General features: G+C 42.9%; 25 protein-coding genes and 1 rRNA gene. 12 read left to right on the top strand and 14 right to left on the bottom strand.

The window, feature by feature from the left end:
• The 5 genes from BP688_RS10220 to BP688_RS10200 all read left to right on the top strand — a co-directional run.
• A partial coding sequence (locus BP688_RS10220; protein ID WP_290624629.1) for a hypothetical protein occupies positions 1–210 on the top strand: 210 nt, incomplete at its 5' end.
• Positions 200–625, top strand: coding sequence for a hypothetical protein (locus tag BP688_RS10215; protein WP_290597263.1), 426 nt, complete (start codon positions 200–202; stop codon positions 623–625). The genes BP688_RS10220 and BP688_RS10215, both read left to right, overlap by 11 nt.
• Positions 625–978: a hypothetical protein gene (locus tag BP688_RS10210; protein ID WP_290597264.1), complete on the top strand. Its 354-nt coding sequence runs from the start codon at positions 625–627 to the stop codon at positions 976–978. The genes BP688_RS10215 and BP688_RS10210 overlap by 1 nt, the downstream gene beginning before the upstream one ends.
• A 25-nt stretch (positions 979–1,003) precedes the next feature.
• Positions 1,004–1,579: a hypothetical protein gene (locus tag BP688_RS10205; protein WP_290624627.1), complete on the top strand. Its 576-nt coding sequence runs from the start codon at positions 1,004–1,006 to the stop codon at positions 1,577–1,579.
• Between the two features lie 12 nt (positions 1,580–1,591).
• Positions 1,592–2,182, top strand: a complete 591-nt coding sequence (locus tag BP688_RS10200) for a hypothetical protein (protein WP_290623912.1) — start codon at positions 1,592–1,594, stop codon at positions 2,180–2,182.
• A 17-nt stretch (positions 2,183–2,199) separates the two neighbouring features.
• Here the strand turns inward: BP688_RS10200 and BP688_RS10195 are convergent, their stop codons facing one another.
• On the bottom strand, positions 2,200–3,174 hold the full coding sequence (locus BP688_RS10195; RefSeq protein ID WP_290597266.1) for a hypothetical protein: 975 nt from the start codon (positions 3,172–3,174) through the stop codon (positions 2,200–2,202).
• A 312-nt stretch (positions 3,175–3,486) separates the two neighbouring features.
• Here BP688_RS10195 and BP688_RS10190 point away from each other — a divergent pair, with 312 nt between their 5' ends.
• On the top strand, positions 3,487–3,678 hold the full coding sequence (locus tag BP688_RS10190) for a hypothetical protein (protein ID WP_290597267.1): 192 nt from the start codon (positions 3,487–3,489) through the stop codon (positions 3,676–3,678).
• 494 nt (positions 3,679–4,172) lie between these two features.
• Here BP688_RS10190 and BP688_RS10185 read toward each other — a convergent pair whose 3' ends face one another.
• Complete coding sequence (locus BP688_RS10185; protein ID WP_290597268.1) at positions 4,173–4,601, bottom strand: Hsp20/alpha crystallin family protein; 429 nt, start codon at positions 4,599–4,601, stop codon at positions 4,173–4,175.
• Between the two features lie 103 nt (positions 4,602–4,704).
• Here BP688_RS10185 and BP688_RS10180 point away from each other — a divergent pair, with 103 nt between their 5' ends.
• Entirely contained in the window at positions 4,705–5,700 is a 996-nt protein-coding gene (locus BP688_RS10180; RefSeq protein WP_290623910.1) for a 60S ribosomal export protein NMD3, read from the top strand.
• A complete protein-coding gene (locus tag BP688_RS10175; protein ID WP_290597270.1) occupies positions 5,697–6,689 on the top strand; it encodes a class I SAM-dependent methyltransferase in 993 nt (330 codons plus the stop codon). The genes BP688_RS10180 and BP688_RS10175 overlap by 4 nt, the downstream gene beginning before the upstream one ends.
• Here BP688_RS10175 and hemB read toward each other — a convergent pair.
• The 4 genes from hemB to pan are packed head-to-tail and all read right to left on the bottom strand — an operon-like array spanning position 6,683 to position 10,713.
• A complete protein-coding gene (hemB, locus tag BP688_RS10170; protein WP_290597271.1) occupies positions 6,683–7,651 on the bottom strand; it encodes a porphobilinogen synthase in 969 nt (322 codons plus the stop codon). The two genes, BP688_RS10175 and hemB, sit on opposite strands and share 7 nt — an antisense overlap.
• Positions 7,596–8,879, bottom strand: a complete 1,284-nt coding sequence (gene hemA, locus BP688_RS10165; RefSeq protein ID WP_290623908.1) for a glutamyl-tRNA reductase — start codon at positions 8,877–8,879, stop codon at positions 7,596–7,598. Before hemA ends, hemB begins: the two co-directional genes overlap by 56 nt.
• A gap of 9 nt (positions 8,880–8,888) precedes the next feature.
• Complete coding sequence (locus BP688_RS10160) at positions 8,889–9,494, bottom strand: DUF1614 domain-containing protein (protein WP_290597273.1); 606 nt, start codon at positions 9,492–9,494, stop codon at positions 8,889–8,891.
• Positions 9,495–9,516: 22 nt separating this feature from the next.
• Positions 9,517–10,713 (bottom strand): proteasome-activating nucleotidase, encoded by a 1,197-nt coding sequence (gene pan / locus BP688_RS10155; RefSeq protein ID WP_290597274.1) that lies wholly within the window; start codon positions 10,711–10,713, stop codon positions 9,517–9,519.
• 99 nt (positions 10,714–10,812) lie between these two features.
• Here pan and BP688_RS10150 point away from each other — a divergent pair, with 99 nt between their 5' ends.
• Genes BP688_RS10150 through BP688_RS10140 form a run of 3 tightly spaced genes read left to right on the top strand, consistent with a single transcriptional unit; the run spans position 10,813 to position 12,328 of the window.
• Complete coding sequence (locus BP688_RS10150) at positions 10,813–11,295, top strand: multiprotein bridging factor aMBF1 (protein WP_290623914.1); 483 nt, start codon at positions 10,813–10,815, stop codon at positions 11,293–11,295.
• A 26-nt stretch (positions 11,296–11,321) separates the two neighbouring features.
• Positions 11,322–11,633, top strand: coding sequence for a divalent-cation tolerance protein CutA (cutA, locus tag BP688_RS10145; protein ID WP_290597276.1), 312 nt, complete (start codon positions 11,322–11,324; stop codon positions 11,631–11,633).
• Positions 11,633–12,328 carry a nucleotidyltransferase domain-containing protein gene (locus tag BP688_RS10140; protein ID WP_290597277.1) on the top strand — a complete coding sequence of 232 codons (696 nt, stop codon included), beginning with the start codon at positions 11,633–11,635 and terminating at the stop codon, positions 12,326–12,328. The genes cutA and BP688_RS10140 overlap by 1 nt, the downstream gene beginning before the upstream one ends.
• A 106-nt stretch (positions 12,329–12,434) precedes the next feature.
• On the opposite strand, the gene BP688_RS10135 is transcribed toward BP688_RS10140, so the two are convergent.
• Genes BP688_RS10135 through BP688_RS10115 form a run of 5 tightly spaced genes read right to left on the bottom strand, consistent with a single transcriptional unit; the run spans position 12,435 to position 15,993 of the window.
• Positions 12,435–13,085, bottom strand: coding sequence for a cytochrome c biogenesis protein (locus BP688_RS10135; protein ID WP_349677338.1), 651 nt, complete (start codon positions 13,083–13,085; stop codon positions 12,435–12,437).
• Positions 13,086–13,108: 23 nt separating this feature from the next.
• On the bottom strand, positions 13,109–13,900 hold the full coding sequence (locus tag BP688_RS10130) for an iron chelate uptake ABC transporter family permease subunit (protein WP_290597279.1): 792 nt from the start codon (positions 13,898–13,900) through the stop codon (positions 13,109–13,111).
• Positions 13,893–14,651, bottom strand: a complete 759-nt coding sequence (locus tag BP688_RS10125) for a metal ABC transporter ATP-binding protein (RefSeq protein WP_290597280.1) — start codon at positions 14,649–14,651, stop codon at positions 13,893–13,895. Before BP688_RS10125 ends, BP688_RS10130 begins: the two co-directional genes overlap by 8 nt.
• Complete coding sequence (locus BP688_RS10120) at positions 14,648–15,577, bottom strand: metal ABC transporter solute-binding protein, Zn/Mn family (protein WP_290597285.1); 930 nt, start codon at positions 15,575–15,577, stop codon at positions 14,648–14,650. Before BP688_RS10120 ends, BP688_RS10125 begins: the two co-directional genes overlap by 4 nt.
• 5 nt (positions 15,578–15,582) lie before the next feature.
• Positions 15,583–15,993, bottom strand: coding sequence for a metal-dependent transcriptional regulator (locus BP688_RS10115; protein WP_290597281.1), 411 nt, complete (start codon positions 15,991–15,993; stop codon positions 15,583–15,585).
• A gap of 52 nt (positions 15,994–16,045) precedes the next feature.
• Here BP688_RS10115 and ilvC point away from each other — a divergent pair, with 52 nt between their 5' ends.
• Positions 16,046–17,044 (top strand): ketol-acid reductoisomerase, encoded by a 999-nt coding sequence (ilvC, locus tag BP688_RS10110; RefSeq protein WP_290597282.1) that lies wholly within the window; start codon positions 16,046–16,048, stop codon positions 17,042–17,044.
• Between the two features lies 1 nt (position 17,045).
• On the opposite strand, the gene BP688_RS10105 is transcribed toward ilvC, so the two are convergent.
• The 3 genes from BP688_RS10105 to BP688_RS10095 all read right to left on the bottom strand — a co-directional run.
• Positions 17,046–17,654: a hypothetical protein gene (locus tag BP688_RS10105; protein ID WP_290597283.1), complete on the bottom strand. Its 609-nt coding sequence runs from the start codon at positions 17,652–17,654 to the stop codon at positions 17,046–17,048.
• A gap of 6 nt (positions 17,655–17,660) precedes the next feature.
• Positions 17,661–18,311, bottom strand: a complete 651-nt coding sequence (locus BP688_RS10100; RefSeq protein WP_290597284.1) for an HFX_2341 family transcriptional regulator domain-containing protein — start codon at positions 18,309–18,311, stop codon at positions 17,661–17,663.
• 240 nt (positions 18,312–18,551) lie between these two features.
• A 23S ribosomal RNA gene (locus tag BP688_RS10095) occupies positions 18,552–18,677 on the bottom strand; the annotation flags it as partial.

Raw genomic sequence — 18,677 nt, 5'->3', positions numbered from 1 at the left:
GAAGCTATGATTGCGGTTAAGGCTGCTGCAGCATTATTGGGGGAAGAGGCTGAAGTTCCAACTGAGGAATCTTGCCCTGAACTACTGAAAAAAACAAGGGAGGAGCTTGAGAAACAGCAAAAGCTGAATCTCTTGCTGCTCATCCTGCTTGCTCTTATGATAATGTATGAATTGTTTAAAGGAAAGAGGAGGGAGAAGAATGGCAAATGAAGAGTTGATTAGGTTTCTAATTCAGGAGATAATTGAGGAGAAGGAGCTTTTGAGAGGGATTCTGAACGAAACAATGACGAGAGCCTTAAGTAAAGAGGATCTTGAATACGTCCTCGAAAGCTTTGATGATTTTGAAGTTGAAAGGCTAAAGCCAATCTTTCAGAGAAACTTGAGCATGCAAACTGATTGCTTGTTGAGGGTTTTTGTTGCCTTCAATCAACCAACCAAGCTCATTGTTGTAATAAACGGTAGAGGAGCTTACCTAAATCAGGGTTTGGATCTCAAAGAAAACTGTTGTTACGTGTTTGACATCCCAGTGAAACCAAATGATGCCATCAACCTCATGGCAGATTTCGATGATTCTCAGTTTGAAACAATAAAATGCCTGTTTATCAGGTTCTTTGAGGTGAGATAATGCCAGAAAGCCTTACTCCTCCGCAGGGGCTTACTGCTGTTGCAGATCAGAAAGTGATATACGGCCTGCCAGTTGGGATTCCCAGCAATGCTAAAACTAAGGTCGTAGTTAAAACTCCACCAGTTTACAGGCACGAATGCGTTTTGAAACTAACTATACTCGATATGCAGGGGGCAACACCTTTCGAAGCTCCAGTTGTAGAAGATAAGTTCGAAACAATATCCTCTGGCAGTAAAATCGTTGCAAAGGTTGTTACTCCAGTTAAAGTTCCAGCTTCAGCAAAAACTGCAGCATATAAGGTCGATCCTGTTGTTGTGGTTCTGAAATCTGGTTCTAATATGCAGGTTCAATAAGGAGGTGAGTTGAGGAATGGGGAATTTGAGGTATAAGTTGGTAGTTAAGAATGCGGATGGAGAAGTTGTTGGGGTTAGAGAGAAGGATAATGATATGTTTACAGCTAATTTTGGAGCATGGCTGGCAGCGATCTTTAAATTGGGCTTTACAAAGGATTCTGCCACTACTTACACAGCGATAGATGAGAATGGAACGGCAAGAACTCTTGGAAATTACAGCTCCAACAGTGATTACGTAAACAGAGCATCACCGATTCATTGTGATTGGGGCAATCAGTTCAGAGTTGCAATAGGAAGCTCAACTTCTGCTCCAACAGTAAATGATATCGCTCTCGGTGCTGAAGTTGCAAGAGTTCAGGCAAACATGCCTCAAGTCGTGGCTGATCCATCTACTGGGGAGCTTAAAATAATATTCTCTGCAACGTTCAGCTTTGATCAGGAACAGACTGTTTCGGAAATCGGAGTTTTCTTCTATGCGAGAGATAAAAACAACAATGGATTTAACATTCTGGTTGCGAGAGATACCTTTGAGCCTGTTACGGTTTCTGCTGGGGGGAGTGTTACGATTCAGTATGAATGGGTTTTCAATCCTGCAACGTAAGGAGGGATGAAGATGGGGAATTTGAGATATAAGCTGGAGGTAAGAGATCCAAATGGAGAGATAGTTGATGTGATCAAGAAAGATAATGATCTGTTCACGAAAAATTGGGCAATGTGGCTGGCTGCAATCCTTAAGTTGGGTTTTACAAGAGATGCATCAGCAGGAACTTCATATATGGTGTTGGATGAGAATGGAACGGCAAGATATTTGGGGGGATATTCAGGAGGAACAGATCTCATTAATAGAGCTGCACCCATCCATCTCGATTGGGGCAACCTCTGGAAGGTTGCAATAGGCAGCTCTACCTCTCCACCATCAATTGATGATTACAAACTTGGTGCAGAAATAACGAGAGTTGCGGCTAACGCTCCTCAGCTAATCGTGGATGATTCAACTGGTGAAATTAAAATAGTCTTTACTGCAACCTTTAGCTTTGAAACTGAGCAAGTTTGTTCGGAGATCGGAGTTATAATCTCTTTCAAAGATACAGGAAACAACACATATTATATGCTAATTGCGAGAGATACCTTTACCCCCGTTACGGTTCAGGCTGGGGGGAGCATAACAATCCAGTATGAGATGGTTTTCAATCCAGCTCAATAAGTTAAAAATTTTTAACCCTATTTTTTAGCCCTCAGAAGCTCATAAGCCTCTTTTGGAACTAAATGAACATTCTTCCAGCTCTCCATGTAAATCTTGTAAACAAATTCTGGGAGAGGATGCTTATATCGCTTCCAATCTATTGATGATACTGCATGGGTTAGAATGTAATTCTTGTTGCTCACATCCCACTTGATCTTATCTGCCATCTGCTCTGCAAACTTCCTGAGATCTCCAATCACGAAATGCCGTTCTTTTGGATTATCAATTAGATCAGAATGTTCAAGTTCGATCTTTCCTCTTTTAAGCTGATTTTCCATGCTGCCGTATTCAAACATCCTTTCCTTACCTTGCTTTTTCCTGATCTTCAACAGCTCCTTAATGAATGGAATAGTATCTGGATGTAAGGGAACGTAATGCTTCATTCTGATCTTATCCTGAGATGCTTCAACAATCAGAACGGGTGGTTTAGAGTTTAAAGCCTTCTCGAATTGCTCAGTTCTCAGCCTTTTAAGAGTATGTGGTCTTTGCCCTGAATATGCTCCAAAAATCACCATTACAACATTGGCAAGAGCTGTTTCTCTATCCATCTTTCCAGCTTTCCACTTCTTAACGAAAAACTTGATAACGTTCTGAACATCCTTTTCCGTGATAACCCTATCAGTAACCATCTTTTCTTCCTTGCGGGCTTTAGGCTTATCGAGGAATATGCTGAAGTTGAGGTATCGGCTATCTAATCTCAGCTTTGCAAGATGCTCCAGAAAGCTCTTTGCAAAGTTCAGAACTTTCCCCCATGAATCCTCAGATTTCCACTTGTTTAAAGTGTATTCTCTCAGATTGCTCATTGTTTCGTAGCTGATAACTCCCTTAGTTTGCTCCCACAGTGTTTGGCTTGCCCTTTTGATCCAATCTTGAGTTTTCTTTGCAACTCCCTTCAATCTCTGCTTGGTATAAGCTTCAAGCTCCTCTTTCGTGAACGTTAGTTCCAGATCCATGAGACTGCCGCCTTTCGACTTCTTTTCTTGACTTTCCTTCAGACTTACTGTATTTTCATTAGATATTTGTTGTAATTCTGTTATATCGCTAAAGGACTGTTCTCCAACCCACTCGTCGCCCTTACAAGGCGGAGATCGCCGGTTCGAATCCGGCCGAGCCCATTTATTCTCCTTGTTGTGGGTTGTGCGTAATTGGATGGTCTTAGAGGGTTTGGTGAGCTAAAGTTTTAGAACATTGCGCCACTGCAACCAAATTTTAAGAGCTTATTTGTTGTGAAAGCCTAGTAATTCTCTCTATCCTCAACCTCAAAGATGGATGAGTTTCAGGTAAAGGCTGATTTAAAACAGTTTGAGGATTCATATATAACTAACACTCTCCTGGTTATAGCTTTCAAAATTGTAAAATATGAGAGCTTGTCAAATTCAAACGAATCGGGAAAACTTATACCCGGAAATAGCACTTTCACAACCTCTCAGAGTGCTATAAACATGGAGTTTTATTAGTGTCGGGTTAATGGCTTAAATCCCACGACTTTTACAGCATATAAATCTGCCCCATGCTCGTTCACCCAGCTTGGAATTATAAACGCTAAGCATACATTGGTAGGAATGCAAGAAAAGCTACGGAGAGGACTATTTTACTCAACCATCCATAATTCGATAACCAAACTAAAATAACATCGTCAATATTCCAGATGCTGATGCAAGCCACAAAGAACAAGTAAATCGTGACATTACATCCCAAAACTTTATATTTGAATGTTCAATTTCGTGGTAAAATACGGCTTTTCTTTCTTCCTCCGATAGGATATCAAAAAAGACTTTTTGTAATGCCAATCCTTTTTTCTTTGGGCTATACCACGCATTGTATATTCTGCCTTTTTTCTCGTGGCAGATGAAAGTGGGAATATTTTCGATATTGTCTAACTCTTTTTTCTCTTTGCATTTAAATTTCGGCAACTTTCCAACGAAAAATAGAGACCAAAAAAAGAAAAATATTACTCAACCGGAACAACCTTCCTCTCCTTCTTAGTCCTCGGTATGGTTATCTCAAGAACACCATTGTTGTATTTTGCCTTCACTTCATCCTTGTTAATGTCTGCTGGGAGCGAAATTCTCCTGTAGAACCTGCCCATTCTCCTCTCCTTTCTAATGTAGTCCCTCTTTTTCTCTTCAACCTCTTCTTTTCTCTCAGCCTTTATGACAATATCACCGTTCTCAAAGTATATTTCAATGTCCTCCTTGTTGAATCCGGGAATGTCAGCTATGACCTTGATGTTGTCACCCTCATCAATGACGTCAACGGGCATCCCCATCCTGTACTCTTTTAAATACTCTTTGAACTCCGGAAATCTGCTAAAATCCTCTAAAAGCCTGTTAAACCTCTCCTGCATCCTTCTAAACTCCTCAAACGGGTCAACGAACATCCCACATCACCTCCTATCCACCCTAACTCTCTCTCCCTAACTTTCCTTACCTAACCTATAGTTAGGTTAGCTGAATATAAATTTTTCGGTTTTCTTTTATAAGGTGTTTCTCAGACTCATATATGTGAAATGCATAGTCTGTGGGAGAGAGATAAAACAGGGACATCTTTGTGGTAAGTGCATAGCTGAAAGAGAAAAGGTTGTCAGAATTGACAAATTTGAAATAGTGGTTTGTAGCAGATGTGGTTCGATCAAACATGGAAACAAATGGGTCTCCAAGGATTTCAGGGAGGTTTTTGAGGACACTATGCTGAAAAACTCCTTTGTGTCGGAGGAATTTGAAGTTAAAGATGTTCTGCTTGATTTGAACTCCAATCTTGTAACATTCGTTGGTAAAATCGCTGGCGACGAAGTGAGTGTTACGGAGCAGCTAAATTTCAGCATAAAAAAGCTTAGCTGTCCGCGATGCAGCAAGGAAAGTGGTGGTTACTACGAATCAATAGTTCAGATCAGGGCGGAGAACAGAGAACTTGATGAAAGCGAGATACAAGTTGCGATGGAGATACTGAGAGAGATTCTTGAGAGGGAAGAGGGGAACGAGAAAGCATTTGTATCCAAAATTGAGCGGAAAAGAGAGGGTGTGAACATATACCTGGGAAGCAGAAACGTAGGGATGAAGCTGTCAAAATTCGTTTCAAGGAGGCTTGGAGGAAGCATTACAGAAAGTAAAAAGCTGCATACAAAGATTGATGGTAGGGACGTTTATAGATTCACATATTCGGTGAAAATACCGGAGTATAGAGAGGGAGACGTTATCGAGAAAGATGGGAGGATGTATTTAGTCAAGAACGTGCAGAACGGCAAAGGTGTAGACATTATCACCGGAAAGACTGTAAACATTGGGAGAGATAAAGTTGCAGTTAAAAAGGAAGAATTGCAGGGTGGGGTTGTAGTTAATGTTGACGAAACCATGGCTGAGGTTGTATGCAACGATGGGAAGGTTGTGGTTACAGCAAAACCCTTCGGAGTTGAAATTGGGTCGGAAGTGAGGGTGTTCGAGCATAAGGGGAAGCATTATTCATTCCTCAAAGATTTATGAAAGCTGTCCGCGTTCCCAAAGAGAGAGCAGAAGAGGTCAGGAGATTTGCTGAAAGGATTGGGGCAAAGGATAAGGGTAGGTTGATTGTTTCAAGGGAAGATTTTGTGGAGATACCGGTGGCTGATGGCTTTGAGCACCTTTTTGAAGAATTTGAGATTGTAGAACAATCTGATCCCGTGTTCACCCAAAGGAAGAGTTTGAAACGATTACTAAAGGGTAGAGTGCCAGATGAAGTAACTCCAAGCGGCTACAAGATCATAGGAGACATCATAATGGTAAAGCTGAATGATAGAGCTAAAAAATATGCAAAGGAAATAGGGAATGCTCTTCTAAAGTTGAACCCGAGATGTAAGGCTGTTTGGTGCGATTACGGTAGAGAAGGGATGCTGAGGAAACCAAGAGTTGAACTAATCGCGGGTGAAGGTAGCGAGACTATTCACAAGGAGAACGGATGCAAATTTAAGTTTGATATAACCAAAGTTATGTTCAGCCTCGGAAATCAGGCGGAAAGGTTGAGAGTTGCGAGGCTCGTTGATGATGGAGAAGTCATTGTTGACATGTTCGCGGGGATAGGCTACTTTGCAATTCCCATCGCCGTTCACTCCAGAGCCAAGAGAATTTACGCTATAGAAATCAACCCTGACTCTTACAGATACCTGCTGGAGAACATCAGGCTGAATGAAGTTGAGAACGTTGTTCCGATTCTTGGCGATTCGATGTTTGTCACACCAGAGAATGTGGCGGATAGAGTTATCATGGGTCACATCTACTGCCAAGATTTTTTACCTGTCGCGATTAGAGCTATCGCGGAGAGGGGGATCATCCACTACCACGAGTCAACGCCGGAGGCTGTGATTGATAGGCCTATAAGAAGGGTTGAGAAGGCCTGCAGCAAGGCTGGGAAAAAGTGCAGGATTTTGAACTTTAAAAAGGTAAAAAACTACTCGCCCGGCGTTTACCACGTCGTTGTTGATGCCGAGGTCTACTGAAGCTTCTCCACCACCTCCTTGGCATGATATGTTATAATAAGGTCCGCACCCGCCCTCCTTATCGAAACAAGAATTTCATACACCACATCCTCGCCCAACCACCCTCTCTCAATTGCTGCTTTCACCATACTGTATTCTCCACTTACGTTGTAGGCTGCAAGCGGATAACCAAATTTTTCCTTAGCCCTCCTTATTATATCCAGATAGGGCAGAGCAGGCTTAACCATTATTATATCTGCCCCTTCCTTAATATCAAGCTCGATCTCCCTCATCGCCTCATCGGAGTTGTGGATGTCCATCTGATACCCCTTCCTATCCCCGAACTTATAACCACTCTCAGCAGCCTCTCTGAAAGGTGAGTAGAAGCTTGAGGCATACTTTGCGGCATAACTCATGATCGGAATATCTGTAAAGCCTGAATCATCAAGCGCCTTCCTTATCGCTGCCACCATCCCGTCCATCATACCAGAGGGCGCAACAATGTCCGCTCCACACTCAGCATGGCTCACGGCTGTTTTGCCAAGAATTGGCAGAGTTTCGTCATTTAGCACCTCACCATCTTTAACTACACCACAATGACCGTGTGTTGTATACTCGCAAAGGCAGACGTCTGTAACAACAACAACATCCGGAAACTCAGACTTTAGTTTCCTTAGCGTCTTCTGGATAACACCATCACTGTCAAAGGCTGAGCTGCCCACTTCATCCTTGTAAGATGGTATTCCGAAGACAATAAAGTTCCCCAAACCGAGTTCAAGACATTCCTCAACTTCTTTCACAGCCCCTTCAACTGGGATTCTATAGTAACCGGGCATTGACTCTATTGGCTTCTTAGACTTGATATTTTCATCAACAAAAATGGGAACAATAAAATTTTCAGGTGTTAACCGTGTTTCTCTGAAAATTTTACGGAGGTTTGGCTTTCTCAGTCTTCTCAATCTCAATTTTGGGAATTCTGCCATTTCCATCACCAAAAAGGTATTTCACAGACTCGATAATATAGTTTTTCTCCTTTCTTGCAGCCTCCCTTAACCTCACAGTTGGTTCCCTCAGAAATTTCTTGATAAGAGAGTTGGCAAAATCTTCAAGAATCTCTCTGACCTCTAAATCAATGTCATACTTCGCTGCAAGCTTCGAGTAAAGTTCCTCTATTTCCTCATCAACGTATTTCTCGGCTAAGGAATACATCGCCGCTATTGCCGATCTAGCATTTATGTCCTTCATTAGGAGCTTTAGCTGTTCAACTTCCTCTGCTATAATTTTCTCAGCTTTAATAACTTCATCCATCCTTTTCTTCAGATTTTCCTCACTAACTCTCTTCAGATCATCAATTGTAAGCAGCTCAACACCATCAAGCCTACCAACAGAATCCTCAACGTCTCTCGGGAGAGCAATATCTATTATCAAAAGCTTTTTGCTCCTCTCCCTCATCACTTCCTCTACATCATCTTTTGAAATCACAGTGTGAGGTGCTGAAGTTGCTGAAATGACCACATCACACGTCTTGAGATACTCTTTAAGTCTATCAAACCTGACAGCTATTCCTCCAATCCTCTTTGCCAATTCCTCTGCCCTTGAGTAGGTTCTGTTGGCGATTAGAATCGTTTCAACGTCTCGGTTGGCGATTGCTTTTGCAACAAGAGTTCCCATTTCCCCAGCACCGACGAGAAGCACTTTTTTCCCATTCAGCGATCCGAGAACTCTCTCTGCAATATCAACCGCAGCAGAACCTATCGACACAGAACCCTTCGATATCTTTGTCTCCCTCCTCACCCTCCTCCCAGTCTGAACTGCCTTGCTGAAAACTCTATCAAGGACTTCCCCGATCATGCCTTCTTGCCTGCATAGATTGTGGCACTGCCTCACCTGCCCCAGAATCTGCTCTTCACCGACAATCATTGACTCGATTCCTGCTGCAACCCTCATGAGGTGAGTGAGGCAGTCATCTCCGTAATAGATTTCAGATATTTCTTCAATCTCCAGTTCTCTCGCAATACTCTGGAGACAGTCCCTTATACCCTCTCCAACAACATAAAGCTCGAACCTGTTGCATGTAAATAGGTAAGCATACTCCGAGACAGAACAGCTGGAAAAAATATCTCCTATTCTCGACTTACTTTCAAGCCAGACCCTCTCAATCTCTTGAACGTTTGCCTTTTTGTGAGAAACCACGAGACAGCCGATTTCCATCTTACCTCTTTAGAACTCCTCAGTGCTTTTTAAGTTTTTTATCACATGCGTGAGGAAAAGTGCCATAAGCACCGAACTTATACCCGCTATAAAAATAGCATCCTTTAAACCGCCTCCTCCAATCGTAAGAACGGAGTGTGATTCAAAGCTGAAAAGTCGAACCAAATCTGATCCAATAAAAACGCCAAGAGTAGAACATGAGTAGGATAAAGCTCCTTTTCCTCTGCCCTCAATCAGCACAGAGTAAATTGCAGAGAGTGCTGAAATCAGCAAGAGGTTGTAAACGACTACTCCTACACCAGAAATATCTGAAAAGTAATAAGAAGTTATAGAAACAACAGACAAACCAATGAGAAATTTTAAAAAGGAAAATTTACCACTGTAGATAAAGTAAAGAGATATAAATAGGGGCACGAGAAAACCGGAGAACTCTGCAAGGATGTAAACCTTCCCAAAGGTTGCAATGTGCACAGGTGGAACGATGTTGAAGGCCAGTGGCAGAAAAATTATTGCCAAAACTTCTGAAAGTCTGAGACCTACAGGTTCAAAACCTTCAAGGATATAGGCAATGAGAATAAATGTAAAAATTGTAATAAAAATTATAACCGATATCATTTGGTGGAGGCTTCCAGAGCAGTTATACGAACATCACTCCCTTCAAATCCGGAATCGGAGTCGTCTTCTTCAACACTTTGTCTATCGCTTTAGTGAAGTCCAACATAGTGACCTTTGCCCTCTCTTCTCTTATTGCGAACATTCCTGCCTCTGTGCAAATCGCCTTTATGTCTGCCCCGCTCGCACCTTCCGTGACCCTCGCCAGTTCCTTGAAATCAACATCATCTGCAAGTTTCATTTTCCTTGTGTGTATCTTGAATATCTGAATTCTGCCCTCAAAAGTCGGCATCGGAACCTCTATAATTCTATCGAACCTTCCCGGTCGCAGTATTGCTGGGTCCAGTATATCTATTCTGTTCGTAGCTCCAATGACTTTCACATCGCCCCTCGGATCAAAGCCGTCAAGCTCAGCGAGGAGCTGCATCATAGTCCTCTGAACTTCCCTATCACCGCTTGTATCACTGTTTGTTCTCCTTGCAGCAATTGCATCGAGCTCATCTATGAATATTATTGAAGGTGCCTTTTCCTTTGCAAGCTGGAAGACTTCTCTGACAAGTCTTGCCCCCTCTCCAATGTATTTCTGGACAAATTCGCTACCGACAACTCTAATGAACGTTGCCTTTGTCTGATTTGCAACCGCCTTGGCAAGCAGAGTCTTACCGGTACCGGGTGAACCGTATAGGAGAACGCCCTTAGGCGGCTCTATTCCTATTTCCGCAAATAGCTCAGGTTTCAGCATTGGTAGCTCGACCGCTTCTCTGATCTCCTCGATCTGAGCATCGAGTCCTCCAATATCTTCGTAGCTTACTTCTGGTCTATCCTCTACCTCAAAGCCGTAGACCATCGGGTCTTTTGATGTTGGAAGGACGTTGACAATCGCAAGGGTCTGCTGGTTCAGAGCAACCCTTGTTCCGGGCTTCAATTCGTCATCGCTCACATACTGTGATGCATTTACGACGAATTTTGGCCCAGTTGAGCTTTTAACTACAACTCGCCCATCTTCGAGCACGTCAGATATAACACCTACGAGTAGAGGTGGTGAGCGTAATCTTTCAATTTCACTTCTCAGTCTCCTAACTTCCCGTTCGTATCTTATTCTTTCGCTTTCGATAAATCTTTTTTCATCTTCAAGTCTGCGATAAAGCTCTCTAAGCTTATAGTAATCTTCCTCAAGTTTTTTCAACTTTTCAAGGAGATATTGTATTTCGGTATCCCCCATTTTCTCTACCTCTATTCCTCATTATTTTTTGCTTCCGCTTACCGCTCTGGAAGCCTCCAAATAACTATATAACCCTCATCCTATAAGAACTTGTTGCTGGTGGTTGAAATGAACTGCGAAATTTGCGGCAGGGAGATTAAGGGCAAAGGCTTTAAGATCGTTGTTGAGGGCAGTGAAATGACAGTCTGCCCTTCATGCAAGCAATACGGCAGTGAGAGAAAACCCTCAATTGCCTCTCAACCGGGGGCAAGAAGGGTTGTTTTAAAGAAGAAAAAGAGTTCAACGAAAATAGAGTTTCAGGACGAATTGATAGAAAATTACCACTTAATAGTGAGGAGAGAGAGGGAGAAGAGGGGGTGGAGTCAGGAGCAACTTGCAAAAAAAATTCAGGAGAAGGAATCGCTCATCAAGAAAATCGAGAATGCTGAAATCACACCTGAGCCCGAGGTTGTGGAAAAACTTGAAAGGCTTTTTAATATAAAGTTAAGGGAGCAGATTCCAGAAGTGAAGGTTGAGGGAAGAAGCAAAAGGCTATCACCAACACTTGGGGATATAGTAATTGTCAAAAAGAAGAAGAAATAATTTAAATCGAGAAAGAAAGTCAAAACATGCACAATTTCATATATGTAACGGCCTCTTCAAAGGAGGAGGCTGAAAAAATAGCCAAGATCATGCTTGAAAAGAAACTTGCAGCTTGTGTAAACATTTTCCCAATAAAATCCTACTTCTGGTGGGAGGGGAAGATAGAGGAGGCTGAAGAATACGCCATGATCATTAAAACGAGGGCGGAAAAATTCAGCAAAATCAGGGAAGAAGTAAAGGCAGCACACAGCTATACCGTTCCATGTATATGCGCAATTCCGATTGAAAGAGGTCTCAAGGAGTTCCTTGACTGGATAGATGAGATAGTAGAGGTGTGATGAGGAGAGCGGCAGCATACGGGGTAAGGAAATTGATAGAATACACAGAAGATAGATGGAATATTCTCAAAAAAAAGAGGAGAAGAGCGAGAGAAGTAATGGAATCGCTACTATCCTTCGGAATAGAAAGTATCGTCTATGGAAGTGTTGCAAGAGGAGATGTTAATGAAAGAAGTGATGTTGATATCTTTATTCCCCACACGATTCCTTCATACAAGGTAGAAATAGCTTTGGACGGTTTTGAAATACTTGAAAAGAGAATAGTCCAAGCCACCCCCAATTATGCCATCAAAGGTGAGTTTGTTCTAACAGACGATACGACTGTGAGCTTTCCTCTCGTCAGAATGAGGGAGAGGGAGATGGACTTCTACAAATTTGGTGGTTGCATTGATTATTCTGGAATCAAGGATGACATAAGAGTGCCGGGTGTAGATAAGAGGCTTGTTCTAATAATTCCTACGACAAAAGGTCATCGTGAGGTGCCCCTCACCGACATGCATCCAAGCAGTGTTGCGAGGATGCTTGGAATATCCATAGATATAGTCGCTGAGAGAATCAGGGTTCTGACGAGGAGAAGAGAGGTGGGAAGGACAGGGATATTCTTATGCGAAACTATCCATCTGAACGATTGTTTTGAGTCGGCTCTGAAAACAATAGCTTCCAGAAACCCTGCTGTGAGGAGGAGGCTCGAATAAGGATCAAATCTTTTTCGACAGTTTCATCGCCTTCAGCAATGTGAAGAGGTATGTGACAAGTAGAGAAAGGAGAACTATCATCGAAGCAAGAAATACCGCTGCGTAATCATTCATTCTCGATCACCCCCATTCTTTCTTTAATCTCAGAAATCTTTGAGTCAATAAGGAAATAAGCCACATAGAGCAGAATAAACGAGATTATCATCAATCCAAGAAGTGTCCCTCTCTCGACATCAAATCTGAGTTCGGACGTCGTTGGATGCAGAGCAGAGATTCTGGCAGAAAAGTAGCTGAGCGGAACGGTGATGAAGGCAAAGAGGGAGTAAATCGCTGAATATCTTGCCTTAGTTGAGTAATCCTCTATCGATGTTCTGAGAGCGAAATATGCAGCGTAAGCAAACCAGAGAACCAAGACGAAGGTTTCCCTTGGATCCCAGTTCCAGTAACTTCCCCACGCTACCTTTGCCCAGATCGAGCCGCTGATTAAGGCTGCTGTTATCATTGCAAATCCGAATTTGGCAGAAGTAACTGCCTGTAAATCCCTCCTGTAATTCTCAGTTTTCAGGAAAAGGATTGAAAATATAAAGGTGAAAGTGAAGGCAATGAAGGATGAAATTGCTGCTGGAACGTGGAAAAAGACTATTCTGTAATTCTCAGCTATGTCGGCAGATGCAACTGGTGGAAGGGTGAGCGCTTTGAACGTGCCGTAGAGCAGCATCAAAAAACCCGCCATGAACGTAATCAGAGACAGCCACATTGGACACATAGCAGTTGGAAGACTTAAGAAATTTTCCTTGCTGCTGTAATGAAGTATACTATGGAAGCTATGAGAGCAGCGAGTGCACCTGCAGGCAGGGAATACTGATAGGAGATTGCCAAGCCAAAATACATGCTGAGAAGAGCGATGATGAAGGAGATGCCAAAAATTGCCCTTGTGTTCTTTCCAATCTCCATGGCTGTTGCCGATGGTGCAATGAAAATTGAGAAAACAAGAATGGCTCCTACTGCCTTAAGGGCTGAAACGACTGAGATCGAGATAATAGAGATCAGAAGAAAGTCGTAAAGGTGAACGTTTATTCCAAAAGCCTCCGCTCCATCCGGATCAAAGGAAATGAAGAGGAATTTGTGGTAGAAAAAGGATGTTGTGATCAGAACAACTGATGTTGAGATAGATATGAGGGCGAAGTCTTCATCAGTTAACAAGAGAAGGTCTCCAAACAGGAACTGCCATGCGTTTGAGGTGTAGTTTCTCGTCATTGAAATGAAAACCACGGCTACTGCCATTGAGAGAGCAAAGGCAACGGCTATGCCCGTATTTATATCCCCATGCTTCGATGCCTTTGCTGACAAAAAAGCTGCAAACACCGCAGCAAGAAGAGCGAAAGCAAAATAGTGGACGTCAATCCCAATTGATTTGAGAAACAGAGCTACCGCTACTCCTGCAAGGGCTGAATGGGATGATCCGGCAACGAGAAAGGATGCTCTTCTGAAAACGGTTAGCGTTCCTGCAATTGCAGTATTGATTGCGATTAAAATCGAAACGATTGCGGCTTTAATCAAAAGCTCATCCATGCTGATCACCGTAGAGGGGGTGGGTGTATCCTTCTTCGCAGATTACAAGCGGAATCGAGCTACCGTATGCTTTGATCACGTTCTCTTCCGTGAAAACATCATTGGGTTTGCCAGTTGCAATTACTTTCCTGTTGAGAAGTATAACCCTATCCACTTCGTGGAGAACGGGATTTATGTTATGAACCACAATTATAACGGTTTTACCCTTAGAGGTCAGATCGCTAAGAACCTCCACAATTTTTTCCTGAGATGGAATGTCCACCCCATTGAATGGCTCATCGAGGAGGAGAATTTCAGGATCGCCCACAAGAGCCCTTGCGAGCAGAACCCTCTGCTGCTGACCCCCACTCAACTCACCGAACCTCTTAGCAATCTCCTCATCCATTCCGACCATTGAAAGCACTTTCAGTACCTTCTCCTCGCCCACTCTCTTTCCTTTGGAGAGTAAAGGCAGCTTGACAACCTGAGATACGGTTAAGGGTAACTCACTCACAATCTCTTCCCTCTGAGGCAGATAGCCTATAAGATCAACGAATTTGTGTCTTTCCTTAAAAGAATTATATCCAAGAACCTTGATCCACCCTTTCTCGGGTTTAAGTAGTCCAAGTATTAGCTTTACCAAGGTAGTTTTGCCTGCCCCGTTCGGGCCAAGAATTGCAATAAACTCTCCTCTGTCAATCTCAAAATTCAGGTCTTCAAGAACTTTTTTGTCATAGGAAAAGGACACGTCGTGGAGAATTACCGTCTTCATCCTCTCACCATTAAATGAGCGATTATCAGAGCTTCGAGTACGCAAAGCACTGCAAGGATGTACAGCAATTGGCTTGTTCCACAGCTAAACTCGAAGCTTTCAGACGAGTAAGCTATCTTTGCAGCATTTGAAATTAGCATTGTATCGTAGGCAGAATCTCCTTGAGAGAATTTGACCCACGCTATTTTTGCTCCGCTACCCCTCACAAGCTCTTTCGCCATCTCACCCCCTTTCCCATACTTCATGAATTCAGGAGCAATAATACCTCTATACTCCCCGCTCTCAAGCCTGTTTTTTACCTCCGATAGTTCCCTCGCACTTGCAATCCCGGAACCTTCCGAAATAACGACCGCGGCAATTGTAATGTTGAGAGATTTGGCGATGTAGCAAACACCCGGAACCATCGCCACGTATTTCTTTCCCTCCTCACCTGAGACTATTTTACGCGCCTCTTTCACAGCATCCTCAACTCTGCCAACGAAAATCTTGTAATTTCTCTCAAATTGATCTTTCTTTTCGGGATACATCTCTGACAGGCTCTCCATTACCGCTCTTGCGATTCCAATACCATTTTCGGGCAGCATCCAATATCCATGCAGATTTGAAGGAAAACCCGGAAAATCATAGAGTTTGACGTTGTAGTCGTCAAAATCCAGAGTGTTTGTAAATTCTCTTGAAATTTTAGCTTCAAACTCAAAAAAATGTGAGTTTACCAGAACTATAAGGTCAGCACTCCTAAGTTTCTTCAAATCCTCAATAGAAAGGCTGAATTCGTGAGGGTCTGAACCTTGTGGGAGTAAAGTTACAACCTCGAAGCCCTCTCCTGCGACAGCCTCAACAATTGGCTTAAAATCAGGGATTGTAACTACAATCGTTTCCGCACCTGCCGTCTGTATCGCGGCTAACAGAAGAAATACGATTACCACGCTTCTCAAGGTGTCACCTCTGGAATCCTTTTGCCACAGGGGCATCTCTTCCTATCTCCGTATTTCTCTTCAAGGGCTCTCATCAGTTCCTCTCCAGCGACCATTTCTATTTTCTCCGCTTCGTTACAAACCTCTCTGACTCCAACTTCGTCAAGCATGCACTCGATCAGTCTGTGGTTTCTTACCGCTTTCACAGCCTCTCTTCTACCTGCATCATTCAACACAAGTCCTTTTTTAGGGACATAAACACCATAACCCATTTCTGAGAGCTCAACAAGCATTTTTTGAGCTGTTGACTTGGAGACATTCAGCGAGTGTGCCACAAAGCTTGGTCCAACAACCAAAAGGTCATTCTCAATTGCTGAATAAACAGTCCTAAGCAGGACCTCTGTTCTTAAACCGAACTTTGTTCGCATAAAAAACCTCTACATTCGTAATATATATCTATCGCCAAAGTTAGGAAAAAGCATGGCGAAAATTTATCGCGACGAAGATGCGGATTTAAAGGAGTTAGAAGGGAAAACTGTTTGCATAATCGGTTACGGGAGTCAGGGACATGCGCACGCTTTGAATTTGAAGGATTCGGGAGTTGATGTTGTTGTTGGACTTCCTGTATGGGACAAGGCAAGCTGGGAAAAGGCAGAGAAGGACGGAATGACGGTCAAGAAGCTTGAAGAAGCTGCAGATGGAGCAGATGTTATTTCGATGCTTATTCCCGATATGGTTCAGCCACAGGTTTACAGAGATTACGTGAGGGACAAACTGAAGGAAGGATGTATGCTGATGTTTGCACACGGATTCAACATCCACTTCAACCAAATCATCCCTCCCGAAACGGTGGACGTGGCAATGGTCGCACCCAAGGGCCCGGGACCTCTTGTTAGAAGGATGTTTATTGAAGGTAAAGGTGTGCCATCGCTCGTAGCTGTGCAGCAGGATTACACGGGTAAGGCGCTGAAAATAGCTCTGGCTTATGCTAAGGGGATTGGAGCTACAAGGGCAGGCGTCATTGAGACCACGTTCAAGGAGGAAACTGAGACCGACCTTTTCGGTGAACAGGTTGATCTCTGCGGAGGAGTTGCTGAGATGATAAAGATGTCCTTCGAGACTCTTGTCGAAGCCGGTTATCAACCTGAAATAGCCTACTTTGAAGTTCTGCACGAGTTGAAACTCATTGTTGATCTAATCTACGAGGGTGGGATTTACAACATGTGGAGCGCAGTAAGTGAAACCGCCAAATATGGTGGAATGACAAGAGGAAAGAGAATTTTCACAGAGCAAACAAGAGAGGAGATGAGAAAAATTCTGAAGGAGATCCAGAGTGGTGAATTTGCGAGAGAGTGGATACTCGAAAACATGGCCGGACGACCCGTTTACAACAAACTGCTTGAGATGGAGAGGAGCCATCCGATAGAGGAGGTCGGTAGAGAGCTAAGAAAAATGATGCCATGGCTGAAAAAAGAGTGAATCAGTAAATTTCTGCGCTACCAACAAGCTCTTTTAACAAATTTTTTATGAAACGACAATTGTCGCTTTCCTTCATCGCTTCATTGGAAAAAATGTCTGCTGAAAACCACGCCATGTTATCTTTTCTAACCCCAAAAATTACGTTTTTACCCGTTCTGAACGTTATATCCCCAAGTAAAACCTTTGTATTCCTGTTTCCATTCAGAATTATTTCACAATTCTCTCTCAATTCCATGTGGTGAGCATCAAGCAATCTTATTCTATCTACCCCTGCAAAGTATTCAAGTCTGCCGCGCATGGCTGACGCATTTAGCTCCAAGTCTCCTACGGGAAGGAGGTCTTCAGAAATGGGAACAAGCACATTCCTGTTTTTCACATGAAAAACCATAATTTTACTTTTCGCAAGTCTTGAAATTGCCGGAACGTCTGACATCTCAAGATGCTTCAGAAAAAAGATAATCTCGTAGGAAAACTCAATTTTACTCAGCTCTGCTATGTCTGTAGTGATCTTGTCTGTGTAGTCCACATGGTAATCGTTCATCAGACATTCTTCAAGCTCTTTATAGTTATGCCACTCTGCATCCTCCGCAACCACCAATACTGAAAGCATGAACGATCATCCGAACATTGCTACAAATGCTTTTCCAAGTTCCGTGAGATATATTCTAAGATTTTTACCTTTCCTCTCTGTTACAACAAGGCCATCCTCTTCCAAACCGTTAAGGTGATAACTCATTCTCGCTCTCTGAGCCATATATTTCTTCTGCTCTTCCAGTTTGCCTTCAACAAGCTCTATCAACTTGTTTATAGAATCAACTGCACCACCTTCCTTGTCAAGCGCCCTTAGAATCTCAAGCTTATCCTCATTGACCTTTTTCATGGGTGGTGTCTGTACCTCTGCTACCCCACCATTTGCTTTCATGTAAATTTTACTCTCTGAAATCTGCCCTGAGATAAAGCAGGCAAGACACATTAGCTTGTCAGAGTCTGTGATGTTGAAAAGTAAGGTGTTTCCCCCATCCACTTCTTTTCTAACAGTCTTCAGTATCTGCTCGACTGCATCATAAATTCCGTTGTCATTTATCCGTATTATGTCTACATCCACAAGAGAACTCAGTGTGCGCTTAACCTCCTCCACTGCTTTCTTTGCCTCATCCCTATCAAAAACCAAGTAAGCCTTGTGTATCGGATAGCCGCTCATTTTCACACTGTCTACAATTTCAGATGGGTTTGATTCAACCGTTATGACATGCACGACACTTGCCATAGCTCTTAGGAACTTTTGTTGTTTAAAAAATTTTCTCTTATAGACATGCAGGATTTAAGAGAATTTGTTTTCTATGCTATACATACTCTCCGTCTTTCAATAGCAAAATTTTTGTATGAAGTATATACATGAGTTTTAGTATTAAAATTATTACCACAGATAAGAAGATAAGACAAAAAATAGACAAAAAGTAAAAGAAAAAACCGTGCAGAGATTCGTCCCCAATCTATGCCTGAGACCGGCTCAATCGGCGCGGGCGATTAGTGACCGCGGGCTGAACGGCTCGCCGAAGCTCGCCGCTTACACCCCGGTCCTATCAACCCCGTCTTTTACGGGAGCCCTTAATGGGCGGCTCTTTTCGGGGGC

It is taken from the genome of Archaeoglobus sp. UBA230 (genome assembly GCA_002507545.1).
In the GTDB taxonomy this organism is placed as follows: Archaea; Halobacteriota; Archaeoglobi; order Archaeoglobales; family Archaeoglobaceae; genus Archaeoglobus.
This window is presented reverse-complemented; position numbering and strand designations above follow the sequence as displayed.